A 14,890-nucleotide genomic window follows, 5' to 3' on the forward strand; every position below is an offset into this window, starting at 1 on the left:
ATGTGACTGAGGGACCGCCTTCGCGAGCAAGCCCGCTCCCACATTTTGATTTGTGTTGAATCTAACGGCCTATCTGTCAGTCTCTTTGGCCAGAATAAGCGCTGTGCCATCCTCTCTGGCTGGTTAACATCCCTTCATCCATTTCTGCCCTTGAGGTTTTCATGCGCTTCTCCGATCTGCTCGACGCCGTCCGCAGCCAACCGCTCGAGCTGTCTATTCCTGCCGAATGGGCACAAGGGCGTGCCAGCTTCGGCGGCCTGGTCGCGGCTTTGCAATACGAAGCCATGCGCGCACGGGTGCCGGCGGATCGCCCCGTGCGCTCACTGGCGATCACCTTTGTCGGGCCCGTAGAGCCCGAAGTGCCGGTCAGTTTTGAAGTCGATGTCCTGCGCGAAGGCAAGGCGGTCAGCCAGGTATTGGGCCGGGCGATGCAGAAGGGGCAAGTTGTGACGTTGATCCAGGGCAGCTTCGGCGCCTCGCGACCGTCCGAAGTAGCAGTAACAGCCACGCCCGCCCCCGAAATGAAGCACTGGGACGATTGTCAGGAGCTGCCATTTGTCAAAGGCGTGCTCCCGGAATTCATGCGCCATCTGGCGATGCGCTGGAGTGTTGGCGGCCTGCCGTTCACCGGCAATAAATCCCGTGAGATGGGCGGTTGGGTGCGCTTGCGTGGGGATGTGAAAGAAGAGGCGGTCAGCGAGGCGCATATCCTGGCGCTGGTCGACGCCTGGCCACCGGCGCTGTTGCCGCACCTGAATAAAGTCGCGATGGGCAGCACGCTGACCTGGACCATCGAGTTCGTCCAGCCATTGCTCGAACTGAGCACGCTGGACTGGTGCAAATACCTCGTTGAAATCGAACATGCCGCTGACGGCTACGGTCATGCGGCCGCGAAACTGTGGAGCGCGGAGGGTCAGCTGATTGCCATGAGCCGGCAGACCGTGACGATTTTTGCCTGATCAGTGACGACGGTGGCGCTCACGCCAGGCGCGCCACCAGCCGCCGCTGAGGAAAAATCGCGGAAAAGTCAGGAATTGCTCGACCAGTAGGCGCGACACTGCATCTTTGCGATCACTGAACGGCTCGGAGGCTTGCGCCTCCAGGTTGTGACCGTGGCGTTGCAGGCCTAATGCAGCGAGCAGGCCGATGATGCCAATCGCGAAGTTCGCAAAACTCAGGCTGAACACCCCGCACACCAGCAGCAGAAACGCCACGATGAACAGCGGCACGGCAATCAGGTGCAGCACCAGATTGGCCGGGTGCTGATGGTTGTCCGGGTACGCGCGCCATTGCCAGGCGGGAAGGTTGGGGTGACGTTTGCCCATGATGCTGATCCTCGATCCATGTTGAACACGTGATTGAAGAATAGGCGCGGCATTGGCGGGCGGCGAATCGAGGATGGCTATCGGAGTGATAGGTGTCATGGCCGAAATTGATGTTGACCACACAGACGCCTTCGCGGTGCGCACAACCTGTAGGAGCGAGGCTTGCCCGCGAAGAGGCCTTCAGAGTTTCAACTGTCCGATGGCCTTGCTCAACTCCCCGGCCAACGCCGCCAACTCATTACTGGTCGTCGCCGAATCCACCGTCTGCTGCACCGTGTTCTCGGTCACATCGCGAATGCTCACCACCGCCCGGTTCATCTCTTCCGCCACCTGGCTCTGCTGCTCGGCCGCCACCGCGATCTGCGTGTTGCTTTCGCGCATCTGCGCCACGGCGCTGGTGATTTCCACCAACGCGGCGCCGGCCTCTTGAGCCTGTTGCACGCAATCGTCGGCCTTGAACGAGCTTTCCTGCATGAAGTCCACCGCGTCCCGGGTGCCGGCTTGCAACGCCGAGACCATCAGGGTGATCTCGTCCGTCGACGTCTGCACGCGTTTGGCCAGGTTGCGCACTTCATCGGCGACCACCGCAAACCCGCGACCCATTTCCCCGGCACGAGCTGCTTCGATGGCGGCGTTCAGCGCCAGCAGGTTGGTTTGCTCGGCGATGCTGTGAATCACATTGACCACGCCGTTGATCTTCTGACTGTCCTCGGCCAGACGCTGGATCATCTCGGCCGTCTGCTGCACGCCGGTGGACAACCCGGCAATCGACTTTTGCACGCGACTCACCACTTCCTGACCGCTGCCGGCCAGGGTATCGGCGGTTTGCGAGAGGTCGCGGGTCGCGCCGGCGTGCTGGGCGATGTGATAGACGGTGGCGGTCATTTCGTTGATCGCCGTGGCGGCCTGGTCGGTTTCGCTTTGCTGGCCAAGCATGCCGTGACGCACCTCGTTCATGCTCGATGCCAGGCGCGCCGCGCCGACATCCAGTTGCCGGGCGGTGCTGGCGACGGTGTTGACTACCCGCTGATAACCGGCCTGCATGGCGTTGAATGCGCTGGCCATCTGCCCGACTTCGTCAGTGCAGGCCAGCGGCACACGGGCCGCCAGGTCGCCCGTTTTTTCGACATGAAGCATCACATCTTTCAAGGTGTTGAGCTGACTCAGCAGAAAGCGGATCAACAATTGCGATGCCCCGAGCATCGCCAGCATCAGGATGAACACCGCCACCGCGTAGTTGGCGAAACGCTCGCCGAACACCTGGCTCAGGCTCGGGCCATAAGCGACCACCGCAACCTGGTGGCCATCGGTGCGCGTGAACACTTGAGCGCCCATCAACGGATTGTCGCCGAACAGCGGCATCGGATTGATTTCGACCCAGCCGTTGGCATCCGCCAATTCCAGGATGGGTTGCTGGTTCAGTAACGGCGCTTGCCCGCGACTGAACGTCAGCAGGTTATCGGCCTTGGGCAGCGCTTGCCCGGCAGGCCAGGCGTTGAGCAATCGCGCCTGCGCCTGAGCAGACGCTTGAGACGCATGACTGCGGGCCTGTTGTTCGAGCTGTACGGCGTACAGCACCAGCAACAGGGTGGTGACGAAGGCGACGGCGTTGACCGCCCAGAATTTATATTTCAGCGAGATGTTGCTAAGCCAGGCACCCATGGAGGTCTTCTCTGATAGCGGAAACAGTATTGGCAAGGTGCCAGCATTGTGCCGCTGCCCGAGGCGCCGGATCTTGATATGCGTCAACATTCTTGGCTTTGTGCCCGCGCAGGAATTGCGGGGCGTAATGCGCTATCCTTCGCGCCTTCAAAATTCCCTCGCTACAGGATTCCGCCTCCATGAAAGCCGCACTCGTCGAACTCATCAGCAAAATCAGCTCCGGGTGCATGAGCGAAGACGAAATCCTCAAAGTCGCTGAAGAAGCGGCCCAGGCCTACGCCGATCCAGAAGCTTTTCTGACGGCCAATCCGGACATCAACTACGACGACACCTTCCCGATTCCGTTGGGTGAGTGGGTCGTCGTCGGCAGCTTGCCGGAAACCGTGCTGTTCCAGGCTGACACCTATGTGGACCTGTTCGCGCAGATCGTCGCGTCGTTCGGCCCGGGCGTGGACTTCAACATCAAACCCAAGCAACTGGCCAAGACCGAAGCGCTGACCGCGCTCAATCGCATTCAGGTGCAGATGGGCAGCATGAACAAGGAAAACGGCGGTTACACGCTGATGAATTTCAGCCAGTTGCTCGACGACGAACTGCAAGTGGTGCTGGTCTACGGCAACGACGTGCCGCGTGTGCTCGAGTTGTGCGCCGAGGTCGGTATCGCGGCCGCGCCTTCTCTGGAAGCCTTGAAAGTGGCCCTCCACGTTTGACGCAATAAATCGGAACCCTCGCCGGAGCCGGCTATCCTAAGAATGCACATCACTCTTAGGGAGCGACACCATGGGTTCCACGTTCAACGGCCTGGTCGGCCTGATCATTCTTGCCCTGGACATCTGGGCAATCATCAACGTGCTGAAAAGTGGCGCCACCACCGGGATGAAAATCGTCTGGGTCCTGCTGATCCTGTTGCTGCCGGTTCTGGGCCTGATCATCTGGGCCATCGCCGGGCCACGGGGCGATGTGCGAGTCTGAGGACGTCCTGAAGGATGGCATCTTTCGTGTGGGAGCGGGCTTGCTCGCGAAAGCGGTGTATCAGTCGTCATGTTTATTGACTGATACACCGCTTTCGCGAGCAAGCCCGCTCCCACAAGGGGTTTGTGTCAATTTTCGAGTGACGTTCGACCTGTCATCTTCCGCGACGTAGAATGCGCGCCTTTCCCGGGCAATCGAGCAGATCGATGGCCCATCATGGGCGGGTAACCGTCCGTTGCCACCCGCATTCATCGGAGCACTTCCCATGAGCAACACCCCAACCAGCGATTACCTGGAAACCCTCTACGAAGGCTACGGCCAGCGTTTTCGCATGGAAAAACTGCTGCACGAAGTGCGCACCGAACACCAGCACCTGGTGATTTTCGAAAACCCGCGCATGGGCCGTGTCATGGCGCTGGATGGCGTGATCCAGACCACCGAAGCCGACGAATTCATCTACCACGAAATGCTCACCCACGTGCCGATCCTGGCGCACGGCAGCGCTAAACGTGTGTTGATCATCGGTGGCGGCGACGGCGGCATGCTGCGTGAAGTGGCCAAGCACCGCAGCATCGAGCACATCACCATGGTCGAAATCGACGGCACCGTGGTCGACATGTGCAAGGAATTCCTGCCGAACCACTCCAAGGGCGCGTTCGATGATCCACGCCTGAACCTGGTGATCGACGACGGCATGCGCTTCGTCGCTACCACCACCGAAAAGTTCGATGTGATCATCTCCGACTCCACCGACCCGATCGGCCCGGGCGAAGTGCTGTTCTCGGAAAACTTCTACCAGGCCTGCCGTCGCTGCCTGAACGAAGGCGGCATCCTGGTGACCCAGAACGGCACGCCGTTCATGCAGATCGAAGAAGTCAAAACCACCGCCGGGCGCCTGCGCAGCCTGTTCCCGGACTGGCACTTCTATCAGGCGGCCGTGCCGACCTACATCGGCGGCTCCATGACATTTGCCTGGGGCGCGACCAATACCGCCTATCGCAAACTGTCCCGCGAGACCCTGCAGCAGCGCTTCGCCGGCAGCGGCATCATCACCCGCTACTATAATCCTGAGATACACATTGGCGCGTTTGCCTTGCCGCAATACGTCCTGCAGGCGATCAACAAGCCAAGCAACGATTAAGGTTGTGCAAAGTCTCCTGTGGGAGCGGGCTTGCTCGCGAACGCGGTGAATCAGTCGACACGTGCATTGACTGATTCATCGCGTTCGCGAGCAAGCCCGCTCCCACAAGGTCCTGTGTTTTTCATGCTTGTGTGCGGTAATCCGTTTGAACGATCAGTCCGGGCAAAAGTCCAGATAGTTGTAAGCCCATTTGCGGGTTTGTTCGAGGAGGCACTGATGCAAAAGTGGAAGATCACTTTCGTGGATGATCATGGCGAAACAGTCGACGAAGTCTTTGAGTGCGACGAATGCCCGGACAACGAGTACGCCGCGAAACTGCTCAAAGAGAGGCTTTTCCCCGTTGCCGCCGAACTGGATCTGAACGATCTGGAAGGGCGAACTGCTGACGCTACCGTCAAAAACCTCAAGACCCAGAACAGCATACAAATCCTCGGCATTACTCCCGTCTGATACACCTCTGGCACACTCGTGAAACACCAGGCCTTGGCAGCGGCGCTTACTTGAGGCTACTCTGCAAGCGAGATCAGCGATTGGATCGCTAAGGTCTGGTCTTGTCAGCTACATGCTTGTTTCCCATCGGCAACCTGGTTGCCGCATCGCTCGCACCATTCGGTTGCGGGAGGCGGGAGTACGGAAAGTCTATCCATCGGTTTGAGGAGGACGTTTCATGAGCACAGCCTATCAAGAAGACATCAGCAGCTCGGTGCTGCGCCGCATGAAAGAAGGCGGTTTTGACTTTTCACGATTCCATCCCATCGAGTTCTACGCCATTTTCCCGGACGAGGAGCGGGCACGCAGGGCGGCAGGTCATTACTGTGGTGAATCCCTGAATGCACAAATCAGCGTGCGCGATGACGGCGCGTGGGCCCTGGAACTGAGCAAAGTGATGTACGCCACCTATGACGGCATCGGCGACTTTGAGCAGGACTTCGAGGCGGTGGTCGAGCCTTTGGGCGGCATTATCGAAGGATGGGGCGTCAAGCAGGAGGTACGAGGGCTACTCGCATAACACTATGAACAGCGACAATATCCACTAACGGCTGACCTTCGGGTTGGCCGTTTTCGTTTGCGCCGATTGAAACCGAAAAGAACCGTGTTGCTCAAATCAGGCGTGTACGCATCCGCCTGTAGGAGCGAGCTCGCTCGCGATGGTCGTTAACGATAACGCGGGCTGTCCGGATGAACCCGTTATCCAGACGTTTTTCGCGAGCAAGCTCGCTCCTACAGAGGGGGCAGGCCACGGACCACAAATTCGAAAACATAAAAAAGCCGCCTGGTGAGGCGGCTAAATGGGAAGTTCGGTGAGCTTTTTCAGCGAAAGCGCCGATTTTCCGCATCGTCCGCCGGGCAGTGAAATCAACTCTGGCTATGCTGGTGATAAGCGAAAGCATTGCTTCGCAATGAAGCGGGGGCAATCAGGTTGGGGTATTTGCCGCACAGGAATGGTGCGGTGCTCGCGCGACGAATATCTAACCGATTGATTTAAAAGCGTTTATGCCGATGGCACGGGCCTTGCGAAGGCCTGTAAGTCCGGGTGACAAGGAGTACGGCATGATCCGCAATTATTTTGATGAGATGTACGATGCCGGCGGCCAGGTCCGCCCGCATTACCGGGAGTTTGCCCGTTGGCTGGCCGAGACGCCTGAAGAGCTTCTGGCACAACGGCGACGCGAGGCCGATCTGTTGTTTCATCGGGCCGGGATTACGTTCACGCTCTACGGGGACGAGCAGGGGACAGAACGCCTGATTCCCTTCGACACCATTCCGCGCAGCATCCCCGCCAGCGAATGGCGGATCGTCGAACGCGGCTGCATCCAGCGGGTCAAGGCGTTGAACATGTTCCTCGCCGACCTCTATCACGAGCAGCGCATTATCAAGGCCGGCATCATTCCGGCCGAACAAGTGCTGGCCAACGAGCAGTACCAGTTGGCGATGCAAGGGCTGAATCTGCACCGGGATATCTATTCCCACATCTCCGGTGTCGATCTGGTGCGTGATGGTGACGGCACGTATTACGTGCTCGAAGACAACTTGCGTACACCGAGCGGCGTGAGCTACATGCTCGAAGACCGCAAGATGATGATGCGCCTGTTCCCCGAGTTGTTCTCGGCCCAGCGCATCGCGCCGATCGATCACTATCCGAACCTGCTGCTCGACACACTGAAAAGCTCCAGCCCGATCGATAACCCGAGCGTGGTGGTGCTGACGCCGGGTCGCTTCAACAGCGCATTTTTCGAGCATGCGTTCCTGGCGCGGGAAATGGGCGTCGAATTAGTGGAAGGCGCGGACCTGTTCGTGCGTGACGACAAGGTGTTCATGCGCACCACAGACGGGCCGAAAGCCGTCGACGTGATCTACCGCCGTCTCGACGATGCGTTCCTCGATCCGCTGGCGTTCAATCCGGACTCGATGCTCGGTGTTCCGGGGCTGCTGTCGTCCTATCGCTCGGGCAACGTGGTGCTGGCGAATGCCATCGGCACCGGGGTCGCGGACGACAAGTCGGTGTATCCGTTTGTCACGGACATGATCCGTTTCTACCTCGATGAAGAACCGATCCTGAAGAACGTGCCGACGTTCCAGTGTCGCAATCCTTCTGAACTGTCCCACGTGCTGGCCAATCTTCCAGACCTGGTGGTCAAGGAAACCCAAGGCTCCGGCGGTTACGGAATGCTGGTGGGGCCGGCGGCGACAGCGGCGGAAATCGAGTCGTTCCGCGCCCGCATCAAAGCCAAGCCCCACGCGTATATCGCGCAACCGACGTTGTCCCTGTCGACCTGTCCGACTTTTGTCGAAAACGGCATCGCTCCACGCCACATCGACCTGCGTCCGTTTGTATTGTCTGGCCGCGAGACCCGGGTCGTGCCCGGCGGTTTGACCCGTGTCGCCCTGCGTGAAGGCTCCCTGGTGGTGAATTCCTCCCAGGGCGGCGGAACCAAGGACACCTGGGTGGTTGAGGATTAAGGAAGCCTGCCATGTTAAGTAGAACTGCCTCGGATTTGTATTGGATGTCGCGTTACCTGGAGCGGGCGGAAAACCTCGCACGGATGCTCGACATCAGTTATTCACTGTCGCTGATGCCACAGGATGGACGCGGTGACGGTCTGCATGAACTCGCCATGCCGCTGCTGATTACCGGCACCCTGGACGATTATCTGGAGCGCCACGGCGAGCTGCATGCCGAACGGTTGCTGCATTTTTTCGCCCTCGACGCGGCCAACCCGGCGAGCATCTACAGCTGCCTCGGCGCCGCACGGGCCAGCGCCCATGCGGTGCGTGGGCGAATCACCGCCGACATGTGGGAAAACATCAACGCCACCTGGCTGGAAATTCGCGGGATCGCCGAGCAGGGCTTGAGTCGCTACGGCATGAGCCGTTTCTGCGAGTGGATCAAGGAACGTTCGCACCTGTTTCGCGGCGCGTCCTACGGCACCATCATGCGCAACGATGCGTTCCGTTTCATTCGGCTGGGCACGTTTATCGAAAGGGCCGACAACACCTTGCGCCTGCTCGACGCCCGCTACGAAATGGCCGGCGATCAGGCCGAAGCGGTCAGCGACGGCACAGCCCACGCCTATTACCAGTGGAGCGCTTTGTTAAGGGCGTTGTCGTCGTTCGAGGCCTACACCGAAATCTACCGCGACGCTCCCGGTGCCCGGCATGTGGCAGAACTGCTGCTGTTGCGTGCCGATGTGCCACGTTCGCTACGGGCCTGCACCGAAGAAATCGACCAGATCCTCGCCCAACTGCCCGGCGCCAACGGCCGCCCCGCGCAACGCCTTGCCGCCGAGATGGACGCGCGCCTGCGCTACACCGGCATCACCGAAATTCTCGACGAAGGCCTGCACGCCTGGCTGACCGAGTTCATTCCGCTGGTGCGCCAGTTGGGTAACGCCATACACAGTTCCTATCTGGAGGCTGCATGAGACTTTCCATTAGCCACGAGACCACCTATCACTACGAAGATCAGGTGCGGGCGAGCATCCAGTACTTGCGACTGACCCCTCACGACAGCGAGCGCCAGCACGTACTCAGCTGGCAACTCGACCTGCCGCGCCCGGTGCGTGCGCAACTCGATCCGTTCGGCAACATCTTGCACGTGCTGACCATGGACGAGCCGCATGAAGCGATCATCATCGGCGCCCGTGGCCAGGTCGACATCGACGAACTTCGCGAAGCCGAGCACGAGAGCCAGTCAGCGTTGCCCTTCCTGCGTTTCACCCGCCTGACCGAGGCCGACGAAGCCCTGCGCACGTTCGCCGAGAAGGCGTGCAAAAAGCGTCGGGATCGCACGGCGTTGATTGACTTGATGCACGGCCTGAACCAGCACATAACCTACACGCCGGGTTCCACTGAAGTGGACACCAGTGCGGCGCAGGCTTTCGCCGGGCGCTCGGGCGTGTGCCAGGACCACACTCACGCGTTCCTCGCCTGCGCCCGCAGCCTGGGCATTCCGTCGCGTTATGTGTCGGGGTATTTGTACAGCGAGAATTGCGAGCATCTGGCCAGTCACGCGTGGGCGGAAGCCTGGCTGGATGACGCGTGGTACAGCTTTGACGTGACCAATGAACTGGCGAGGCCGGAACGCCATTTGAAACTGGCGGTGGGCCTGGATTACCTGGATGCCTGTCCGGTGCGCGGGATGCGTCGCGGCGGCGGGTGTGAGCAGATGCATGCGAAGGTGTTGGTGTCGCCGACGCCGATACCTGTGATCTCAGTCCAGCAGCAGTAATCGCAGGCACCGCTCAAACCTTGTGGGAGCGGGCTTGCTCGCGAAAGCGGTCTTTCGGTCTGCATATTTGTAGCTGAGACATCGCTTTCGCGAGCAAGCCCGCTCCCACATGGGATAGCTGTCACGGCTTAACTTTGCGCCCGGCCATATGCTTCAAATACCCCACCAACCTCTCCAGATCGCCGTCGGGTAACACTTGCGCAGAAAACCCCGGCATCTTCGCCTGCGGCCACTGCCGCAAACTCTGCGGATCACGGATATACCTCTTCAAAAAGTCCGCCCCAAAATACTCGGTCGGGTTAAACGGAATATTCAGATCCGGCCCGAACTGCGCATCCCCGGCGCCATTGAGTCGATGACACGCCAGGCAGTTCTTTTGAAACAGAGCAAATCCCAGATTCACCGGATCGCCCGCCTTTAACGCCGGATCAGGCAGCAGGGCAGGGAAGCGCTCGGCCACCGGCGCCATGCGTTTGATGCTTGCCACTTGATAAGGCCATTGTTCAGGGCTGATGTTGCCCGCCTGCGGTTCTGTCCAGACCAGATAAAACGGCCCGGCACCGGGCTTGCCTTCGGACAGCGCCGGCCACGGATTGGCCGGGTCTTCAACCGCCAGCCACGCCCGCGCGCCCTTGGCATTGAGCAACGGCGCAGCCGCCAGTTCAGCGGCAAAACCATCCAGCGCCACAGCTTGCAGATGATCGTCAGGCTTGATGCCGGCCAACAACGCCGCCAGTGGCACGGCGCGATAGCTCATGTCCCGCTTATAGGAAACGTCGTTGGTAATCGTGATGGTCTGTAACTGAGGATGCTTGAGCAACTCCTCTGTCTGCCAGGTGCGACTGTCCGCGCCCAGCTCCAGGTTCAGCTGCGCGGCATAAAGGGGCGAGCCGAACAGCAAGGCCCCGAACAGAATGAGCGTTTTCAAATGAGCGCCGTCCATGTCGTGGAAGTGCCGCAAAGGTTGGCACACCCACGCTCGCCCGGGTAGCGAGCCAGTCACAATTTTGATGAGGCGATAAAAAATCCTGGCGCCGTATTTTTAATAACAGACTCAGCCGATCACCTTCGTCAGGTTCGGCAAAATCAACAACAGAGTAGTGGCGAAAAGAATGAGCCCGGCTTGACGTACTTTCGAATGCTTGAACATGGCTTGACCGCCTTTTTGTTATTACCGATGCCTGCCTGCATATCTCCATGACGGCAGCGCGTTGCACTTCCTGTAGTACGAGCGCCTCGGCAAAACCCGACGACAACTTCGCATATGTTCACCTTAGGGCCCGCGTCACTCGCGGCTTAGATCCCTTTCGTATGGCGTGCGCACTTATTGCTTTAAATAAGACATGAGGCCTATTGCCAGCTTCTTTGCCGCCCTTTTGCTAGACAGCTCGGTGTCCTGAAACGGTTAATCCGGTAGCCCACTACCGTCCGTCTGAGCGTGTCCGTCAACGTCCGTGAGCATTGCGGTCATTGAATCGGCGGCGACTCGGCATAAGGTAGTGGCTCACTAAAGATCAAAAGATCGCAGCCTGCGGCAGCTCCTGCATCTTGACGGGTTCCCTCGTAGGAGCTGCCGCAGGCTGCGATCTTTTGATGCGACCCACCTTCAGGTTCGAGGACGTCATGACCCAAGCTTTGATTTTCGACGCGTTACGCACGCCCCGTGGCAAAGGCAAGGCCGATGGCGCCTTGCACAGCGTCAAACCGGTGAACCTGGTGGCCGGGTTGCTCAGGGCGCTGCAGCAGCGCACCTCGCTGGACACCAGCCAGGTGGATGACGTGGTGCTTGGCTGCGTGACGCCGGTCGGCGATCAAGGCGCCGACATCGCCAAAACCGCGACACAAGTGGCCGACTGGGACGTCAGCGTCGCGGGGGTGCAGATCAACCGTTTCTGTGCGTCGGGTCTGGAGGCGGTGAACCTCGGGGCGATGAAAGTGCGCTCCGGCTTCGAAGAGCTGGTGGTGGTCGGCGGTGTCGAGTCGATGTCCCGGGTGCCGATGGGCAGCGACGGCGGCGCGTGGGCGCTGGACCCGGAAACCAATCTGCACAGCCATTTCACACCGCAAGGCGTGGGCGCCGACCTGATCGCCACCCTTGAAGGTTTCAGCCGTCAGGACGTCGATGCCTACGCGCTGCATTCTCAGCAAAAAGCCGCACGAGCCCGTGCCGATGGTTCGTTCATAAAATCGCTGGTGCCGGTGCAGGACCAGAACGGCATCCTCCTGCTCGATCACGATGAGTTCATTCGCGCCGATTCCACCCTGGAAGGCCTGGGCAAGCTCAAACCGAGCTTCGAGATGATGGGGCAGATGGGCTTCGACGCCACGGCGTTGCGGGTCTACAGCCATGTCGAGCGAATCAACCATGTGCACACACCGGGCAACAGCTCCGGGATCGTTGATGGCGCCGCGCTGATGTTGATCGGCTCCGAGGCGAAGGGTCGTGCGCTGGGCTTGCAGCCCCGGGCGCGGATTGTCGCCTCGGCGGTCACCAGCACCGACCCGACCATCATGCTCACCGGCCCGGCGCCGGCCACGCGCAAGGCGCTGGCCAAGGCCGGGTTGCGCGTCGAAGACATCGACCTGTTCGAGGTCAACGAGGCGTTTGCCTCTGTCGTGCTGAAATTCATCAAGGACATGTCCATCGACCCGGACAAGGTCAACGTCAATGGCGGCTCCATCGCCATGGGCCACCCGCTGGGCGCCACCGGTTGCGCGATCCTCGGCACGCTGCTCGATGAGCTGGAAACCCGGCGCCTGCGCTATGGCCTGGCGACGCTGTGTGTCGGCGGCGGCATGGGCATTGCCACCATCATCGAACGCCTCTGAGCCCCGATTTCCAGGAAACTGATTCTAAGGAAAAGAGCATGACTGAAGCCATTCGTTACGAAAAAGGGCAGGACCAGATCGTCGTCCTGACCATCGACATGCCGGGCCAGAGCGCCAACACCATGAACGCGGTCTACCGTGAGGCCATGGCTGGCTGCGTTGCCCGTTTGGTTGCTGAAAAAGAAAGCATCGCCGGCGTCATCATCACCTCGGCCAAGAAAACGTTCTTCGCCGGTGGCGACCTGAATGAACTGATCAAGGTTGGCAAGCCTGAGGCCAAAGCGTTCTACGACATGGTGCTGACGCTGAAGGGCCAATTGCGCACTTTGGAAACCCTCGGAAAACCTGTGGTCGCCGCGATTAACGGGGCCGCACTGGGTGGAGGCTGGGAAATCTGCCTGGCATGCCATCACCGCGTGGCGCTGGACAATTCATCGGTGCAGCTCGGCTTGCCGGAAGTCACCCTCGGCCTGTTGCCGGGCGGCGGCGGAGTGGTGCGCATGGTGCGCATGCTCGGTCTGGAAAAAGCCTTGCCGTATCTGCTTGAAGGCAAGAAGGTCCGCCCGCAGCAAGCGTTGCAGGCGGGTCTGATTGATGAGCTGGCAGCGAATAGTGATGAACTCCTGACCAAGGCGCGGGCCTGGGTCATCGCCAATCCAGCACCTGTGCAGCGTTGGGACGTGAAGGGCTATCAGATTCCGGGCGGTACGCCATCGAATCCAAAAGTCGCGCAAATGCTGGCGATAGCGCCGTCGATCCTGCGCACTAAAACCCAGGGCTGCATGCCCGCGCCGGAGAAAATCCTCTGCGCCGCGGTTGAAGGTGCACAGGTCGATTTCGACACGGCGCACCTGATCGAAACCCGTTACTTCACCGAGCTGACCACCGGCCAGATCTCGAAAAACCTGATCGGCACCTTCTGGTTCCAGCTCAACGAGATCAATGCGGGCGGCTCGCGGCCTCAAGGGTTTGCACCTTACGTGACGCAGCGCGTGGGTGTTTTGGGCGCCGGGATGATGGGCGCGGGGATCGCTTTTGTCAGCGCATTGGCGGGCATCGAAGTGGTGCTCAAGGACATCAACCTCGCGGCAGCGGAGAAGGGTAAGGCGCATTCGGCGACGTTACTGGACAAGAAAGTTGCTCGCGGCCAGTTCAGCGCCGAGCAGCGCGATGCGGTGCTGGCGCGAATTAAAACCACTGAAAATGACGCTGATCTGGCCGGTTGCGACCTGATCATCGAAGCCGTGTTCGAAGACCGCGAACTGAAAGCCAAAGTCTCTTCCGCCGCACAAAAAGTCGTCGGCCCGGACGCGGTGATCGCTTCCAACACCTCGACCTTGCCCATCACTGGACTCGCCGCCGCCGTACCGGATCAGAGCAAATACATCGGCCTGCATTTCTTCAGCCCCGTGGAAAAAATGCCCTTGGTGGAAATCATCAAAGGCGCCCACACCAGCGACGAAACCCTGGCCCGTGGTTTCGATTTCGTACTGCAAATCAAGAAAACTCCGATTGTGGTCAACGACAGCCGCGGCTTCTTCACCTCACGGGTGTTTGGCACCTTCACCAACGAAGGCATTGCCATGCTCGGCGAAGGCGTCAGCGCAGCGATGATCGAGACTGAAGCGCGCAAGGCCGGCATGCCGATCGGGCCTCTGGCGATCTCTGACGAAGTTTCCCTCAGTCTCATGAGCCATATCCGCCAGCAAACCGCCAAAGACCTGCAAGCGGAAGGGAAACCGCTGATTGAGCACCCCGCGTTTGCCGTGATTGACTTGCTGCTCAACGAGTACAAGCGTCCGGGCAAAGCCGCTGGAGGTGGTTTCTACGAGTACCCGGTCGGTGGCCAGAAGCATTTGTGGCCGGAGCTGAAAAGCCGCTTCGAGAAAGCCGACGGGCAGATTTCGCCAAAGGATGTGCGTGATCGCCTGCTGTTCGTGCAAGCCCTCGAAACCGTGCGCTGCGTGGAGGAGGGCGTGCTGATCTCGACGGCGGATGCCAACGTCGGGTCGATCTTCGGTATCGGTTTTGCGGCCTGGACCGGCGGTGCGCTGCAATTCATCAATCAGTACGGCGTGAAAGACTTCGTCGCCCGCGCGCAATACCTTGCCGAACAGTACGGGGAACGGTTCGCACCACCGCCATTGCTGCTGCAAAAAGCCGCCAGAGGGGAGGCGTTTTAAGGGACCGATGACGCACTTCGGGGCTTGCCTTGTCACCGTGTTTCGAGGC

Annotated in this window: 14 protein-coding genes; 11 read left to right on the forward strand and 3 right to left on the reverse strand. The window is 59.9% G+C overall.

The annotated features are described in order from the left end of the window. Window positions 1-161: 161 nt before the first annotated feature. The gene (locus tag ACA073_RS08485; protein ID WP_497402885.1) at window positions 162-959 is read left to right on the forward strand and encodes an acyl-CoA thioesterase; all 798 of its coding nucleotides are present in this window, start codon (window positions 162-164) and stop codon (window positions 957-959) included. On the opposite strand, the gene ACA073_RS08490 is transcribed toward ACA073_RS08485, so the two are convergent. Then, complete coding sequence (locus tag ACA073_RS08490) at window positions 960-1,325, reverse strand: terminase (protein ID WP_497402886.1); 366 nt, start codon at window positions 1,323-1,325, stop codon at window positions 960-962. A gap of 180 nt (window positions 1,326-1,505) precedes the next feature. Next, window positions 1,506-2,987: a methyl-accepting chemotaxis protein gene (locus ACA073_RS08495; RefSeq protein WP_497402887.1), complete on the reverse strand. Its 1,482-nt coding sequence runs from the start codon at window positions 2,985-2,987 to the stop codon at window positions 1,506-1,508. 179 nt (window positions 2,988-3,166) lie between these two features. On the opposite strand from ACA073_RS08495, the gene ACA073_RS08500 reads away from it, so the two are divergent. From ACA073_RS08500 to ACA073_RS08535, 8 genes are all read left to right on the forward strand, one after another. Then, window positions 3,167-3,697, forward strand: a complete 531-nt coding sequence (locus ACA073_RS08500; RefSeq protein ID WP_497402888.1) for a hypothetical protein — start codon at window positions 3,167-3,169, stop codon at window positions 3,695-3,697. Window positions 3,698-3,767: 70 nt separating this feature from the next. Next, on the forward strand, window positions 3,768-3,959 hold the full coding sequence (locus tag ACA073_RS08505) for a PLDc N-terminal domain-containing protein (protein WP_497402889.1): 192 nt from the start codon (window positions 3,768-3,770) through the stop codon (window positions 3,957-3,959). A gap of 265 nt (window positions 3,960-4,224) precedes the next feature. Next, complete coding sequence (gene speE / locus ACA073_RS08510) at window positions 4,225-5,100, forward strand: polyamine aminopropyltransferase (protein WP_461951159.1); 876 nt, start codon at window positions 4,225-4,227, stop codon at window positions 5,098-5,100. Between the two features lie 216 nt (window positions 5,101-5,316). Next, window positions 5,317-5,550: a hypothetical protein gene (locus tag ACA073_RS08515; RefSeq protein WP_497402890.1), complete on the forward strand. Its 234-nt coding sequence runs from the start codon at window positions 5,317-5,319 to the stop codon at window positions 5,548-5,550. A 217-nt stretch (window positions 5,551-5,767) separates the two neighbouring features. Next, window positions 5,768-6,109, forward strand: coding sequence for a ribonuclease E inhibitor RraB (locus ACA073_RS08520; RefSeq protein WP_090181832.1), 342 nt, complete (start codon window positions 5,768-5,770; stop codon window positions 6,107-6,109). Between the two features lie 542 nt (window positions 6,110-6,651). Then, entirely contained in the window at window positions 6,652-8,061 is a 1,410-nt protein-coding gene (locus tag ACA073_RS08525) for a circularly permuted type 2 ATP-grasp protein (protein ID WP_497402891.1), read from the forward strand. An 11-nt stretch (window positions 8,062-8,072) separates the two neighbouring features. Continuing rightward, complete coding sequence (locus ACA073_RS08530) at window positions 8,073-9,023, forward strand: alpha-E domain-containing protein (protein ID WP_095945245.1); 951 nt, start codon at window positions 8,073-8,075, stop codon at window positions 9,021-9,023. Then, complete coding sequence (locus ACA073_RS08535; RefSeq protein ID WP_497402892.1) at window positions 9,020-9,829, forward strand: transglutaminase family protein; 810 nt, start codon at window positions 9,020-9,022, stop codon at window positions 9,827-9,829. Before ACA073_RS08530 ends, ACA073_RS08535 begins: the two co-directional genes overlap by 4 nt. 121 nt (window positions 9,830-9,950) lie before the next feature. On the opposite strand, the gene ACA073_RS08540 is transcribed toward ACA073_RS08535, so the two are convergent. Then, entirely contained in the window at window positions 9,951-10,772 is an 822-nt protein-coding gene (locus ACA073_RS08540) for a c-type cytochrome (protein WP_497404021.1), read from the reverse strand. Window positions 10,773-11,452: 680 nt separating this feature from the next. On the opposite strand from ACA073_RS08540, the gene ACA073_RS08545 reads away from it, so the two are divergent. Both ACA073_RS08545 and ACA073_RS08550 read left to right on the forward strand, forming a co-directional pair. Then, a complete protein-coding gene (locus tag ACA073_RS08545; protein ID WP_497402893.1) occupies window positions 11,453-12,658 on the forward strand; it encodes an acetyl-CoA C-acetyltransferase in 1,206 nt (401 codons plus the stop codon). 38 nt (window positions 12,659-12,696) lie between these two features. Continuing rightward, window positions 12,697-14,841, forward strand: coding sequence for a 3-hydroxyacyl-CoA dehydrogenase NAD-binding domain-containing protein (locus ACA073_RS08550; protein WP_497402894.1), 2,145 nt, complete (start codon window positions 12,697-12,699; stop codon window positions 14,839-14,841). Window positions 14,842-14,890: the final 49 nt, after the last annotated feature.

This window comes from Pseudomonas sp. LBUM1670, assembly GCF_059695695.1.

Coding starts and splice junctions, on each gene's coding strand:
- ACA073_RS08485 (WP_497402885.1), top strand. CDS start 162: ATGCGCTTCTCCGATCTGCTCGACGCCGTCCGCAGCCAACCGCTCGAG.
- ACA073_RS08490 (WP_497402886.1), bottom strand. CDS start 1,325: ATGGGCAAACGTCACCCCAACCTTCCCGCCTGGCAATGGCGCGCGTAC.
- ACA073_RS08495 (WP_497402887.1), bottom strand. CDS start 2,987: ATGGGTGCCTGGCTTAGCAACATCTCGCTGAAATATAAATTCTGGGCG.
- ACA073_RS08500 (WP_497402888.1), top strand. CDS start 3,167: ATGAAAGCCGCACTCGTCGAACTCATCAGCAAAATCAGCTCCGGGTGC.
- ACA073_RS08505 (WP_497402889.1), top strand. CDS start 3,768: ATGGGTTCCACGTTCAACGGCCTGGTCGGCCTGATCATTCTTGCCCTG.
- speE (WP_461951159.1), top strand. CDS start 4,225: ATGAGCAACACCCCAACCAGCGATTACCTGGAAACCCTCTACGAAGGC.
- ACA073_RS08515 (WP_497402890.1), top strand. CDS start 5,317: ATGCAAAAGTGGAAGATCACTTTCGTGGATGATCATGGCGAAACAGTC.
- ACA073_RS08520 (WP_090181832.1), top strand. CDS start 5,768: ATGAGCACAGCCTATCAAGAAGACATCAGCAGCTCGGTGCTGCGCCGC.
- ACA073_RS08525 (WP_497402891.1), top strand. CDS start 6,652: ATGATCCGCAATTATTTTGATGAGATGTACGATGCCGGCGGCCAGGTC.
- ACA073_RS08530 (WP_095945245.1), top strand. CDS start 8,073: ATGTTAAGTAGAACTGCCTCGGATTTGTATTGGATGTCGCGTTACCTG.
- ACA073_RS08535 (WP_497402892.1), top strand. CDS start 9,020: ATGAGACTTTCCATTAGCCACGAGACCACCTATCACTACGAAGATCAG.
- ACA073_RS08540 (WP_497404021.1), bottom strand. CDS start 10,772: ATGGACGGCGCTCATTTGAAAACGCTCATTCTGTTCGGGGCCTTGCTG.
- ACA073_RS08545 (WP_497402893.1), top strand. CDS start 11,453: ATGACCCAAGCTTTGATTTTCGACGCGTTACGCACGCCCCGTGGCAAA.
- ACA073_RS08550 (WP_497402894.1), top strand. CDS start 12,697: ATGACTGAAGCCATTCGTTACGAAAAAGGGCAGGACCAGATCGTCGTC.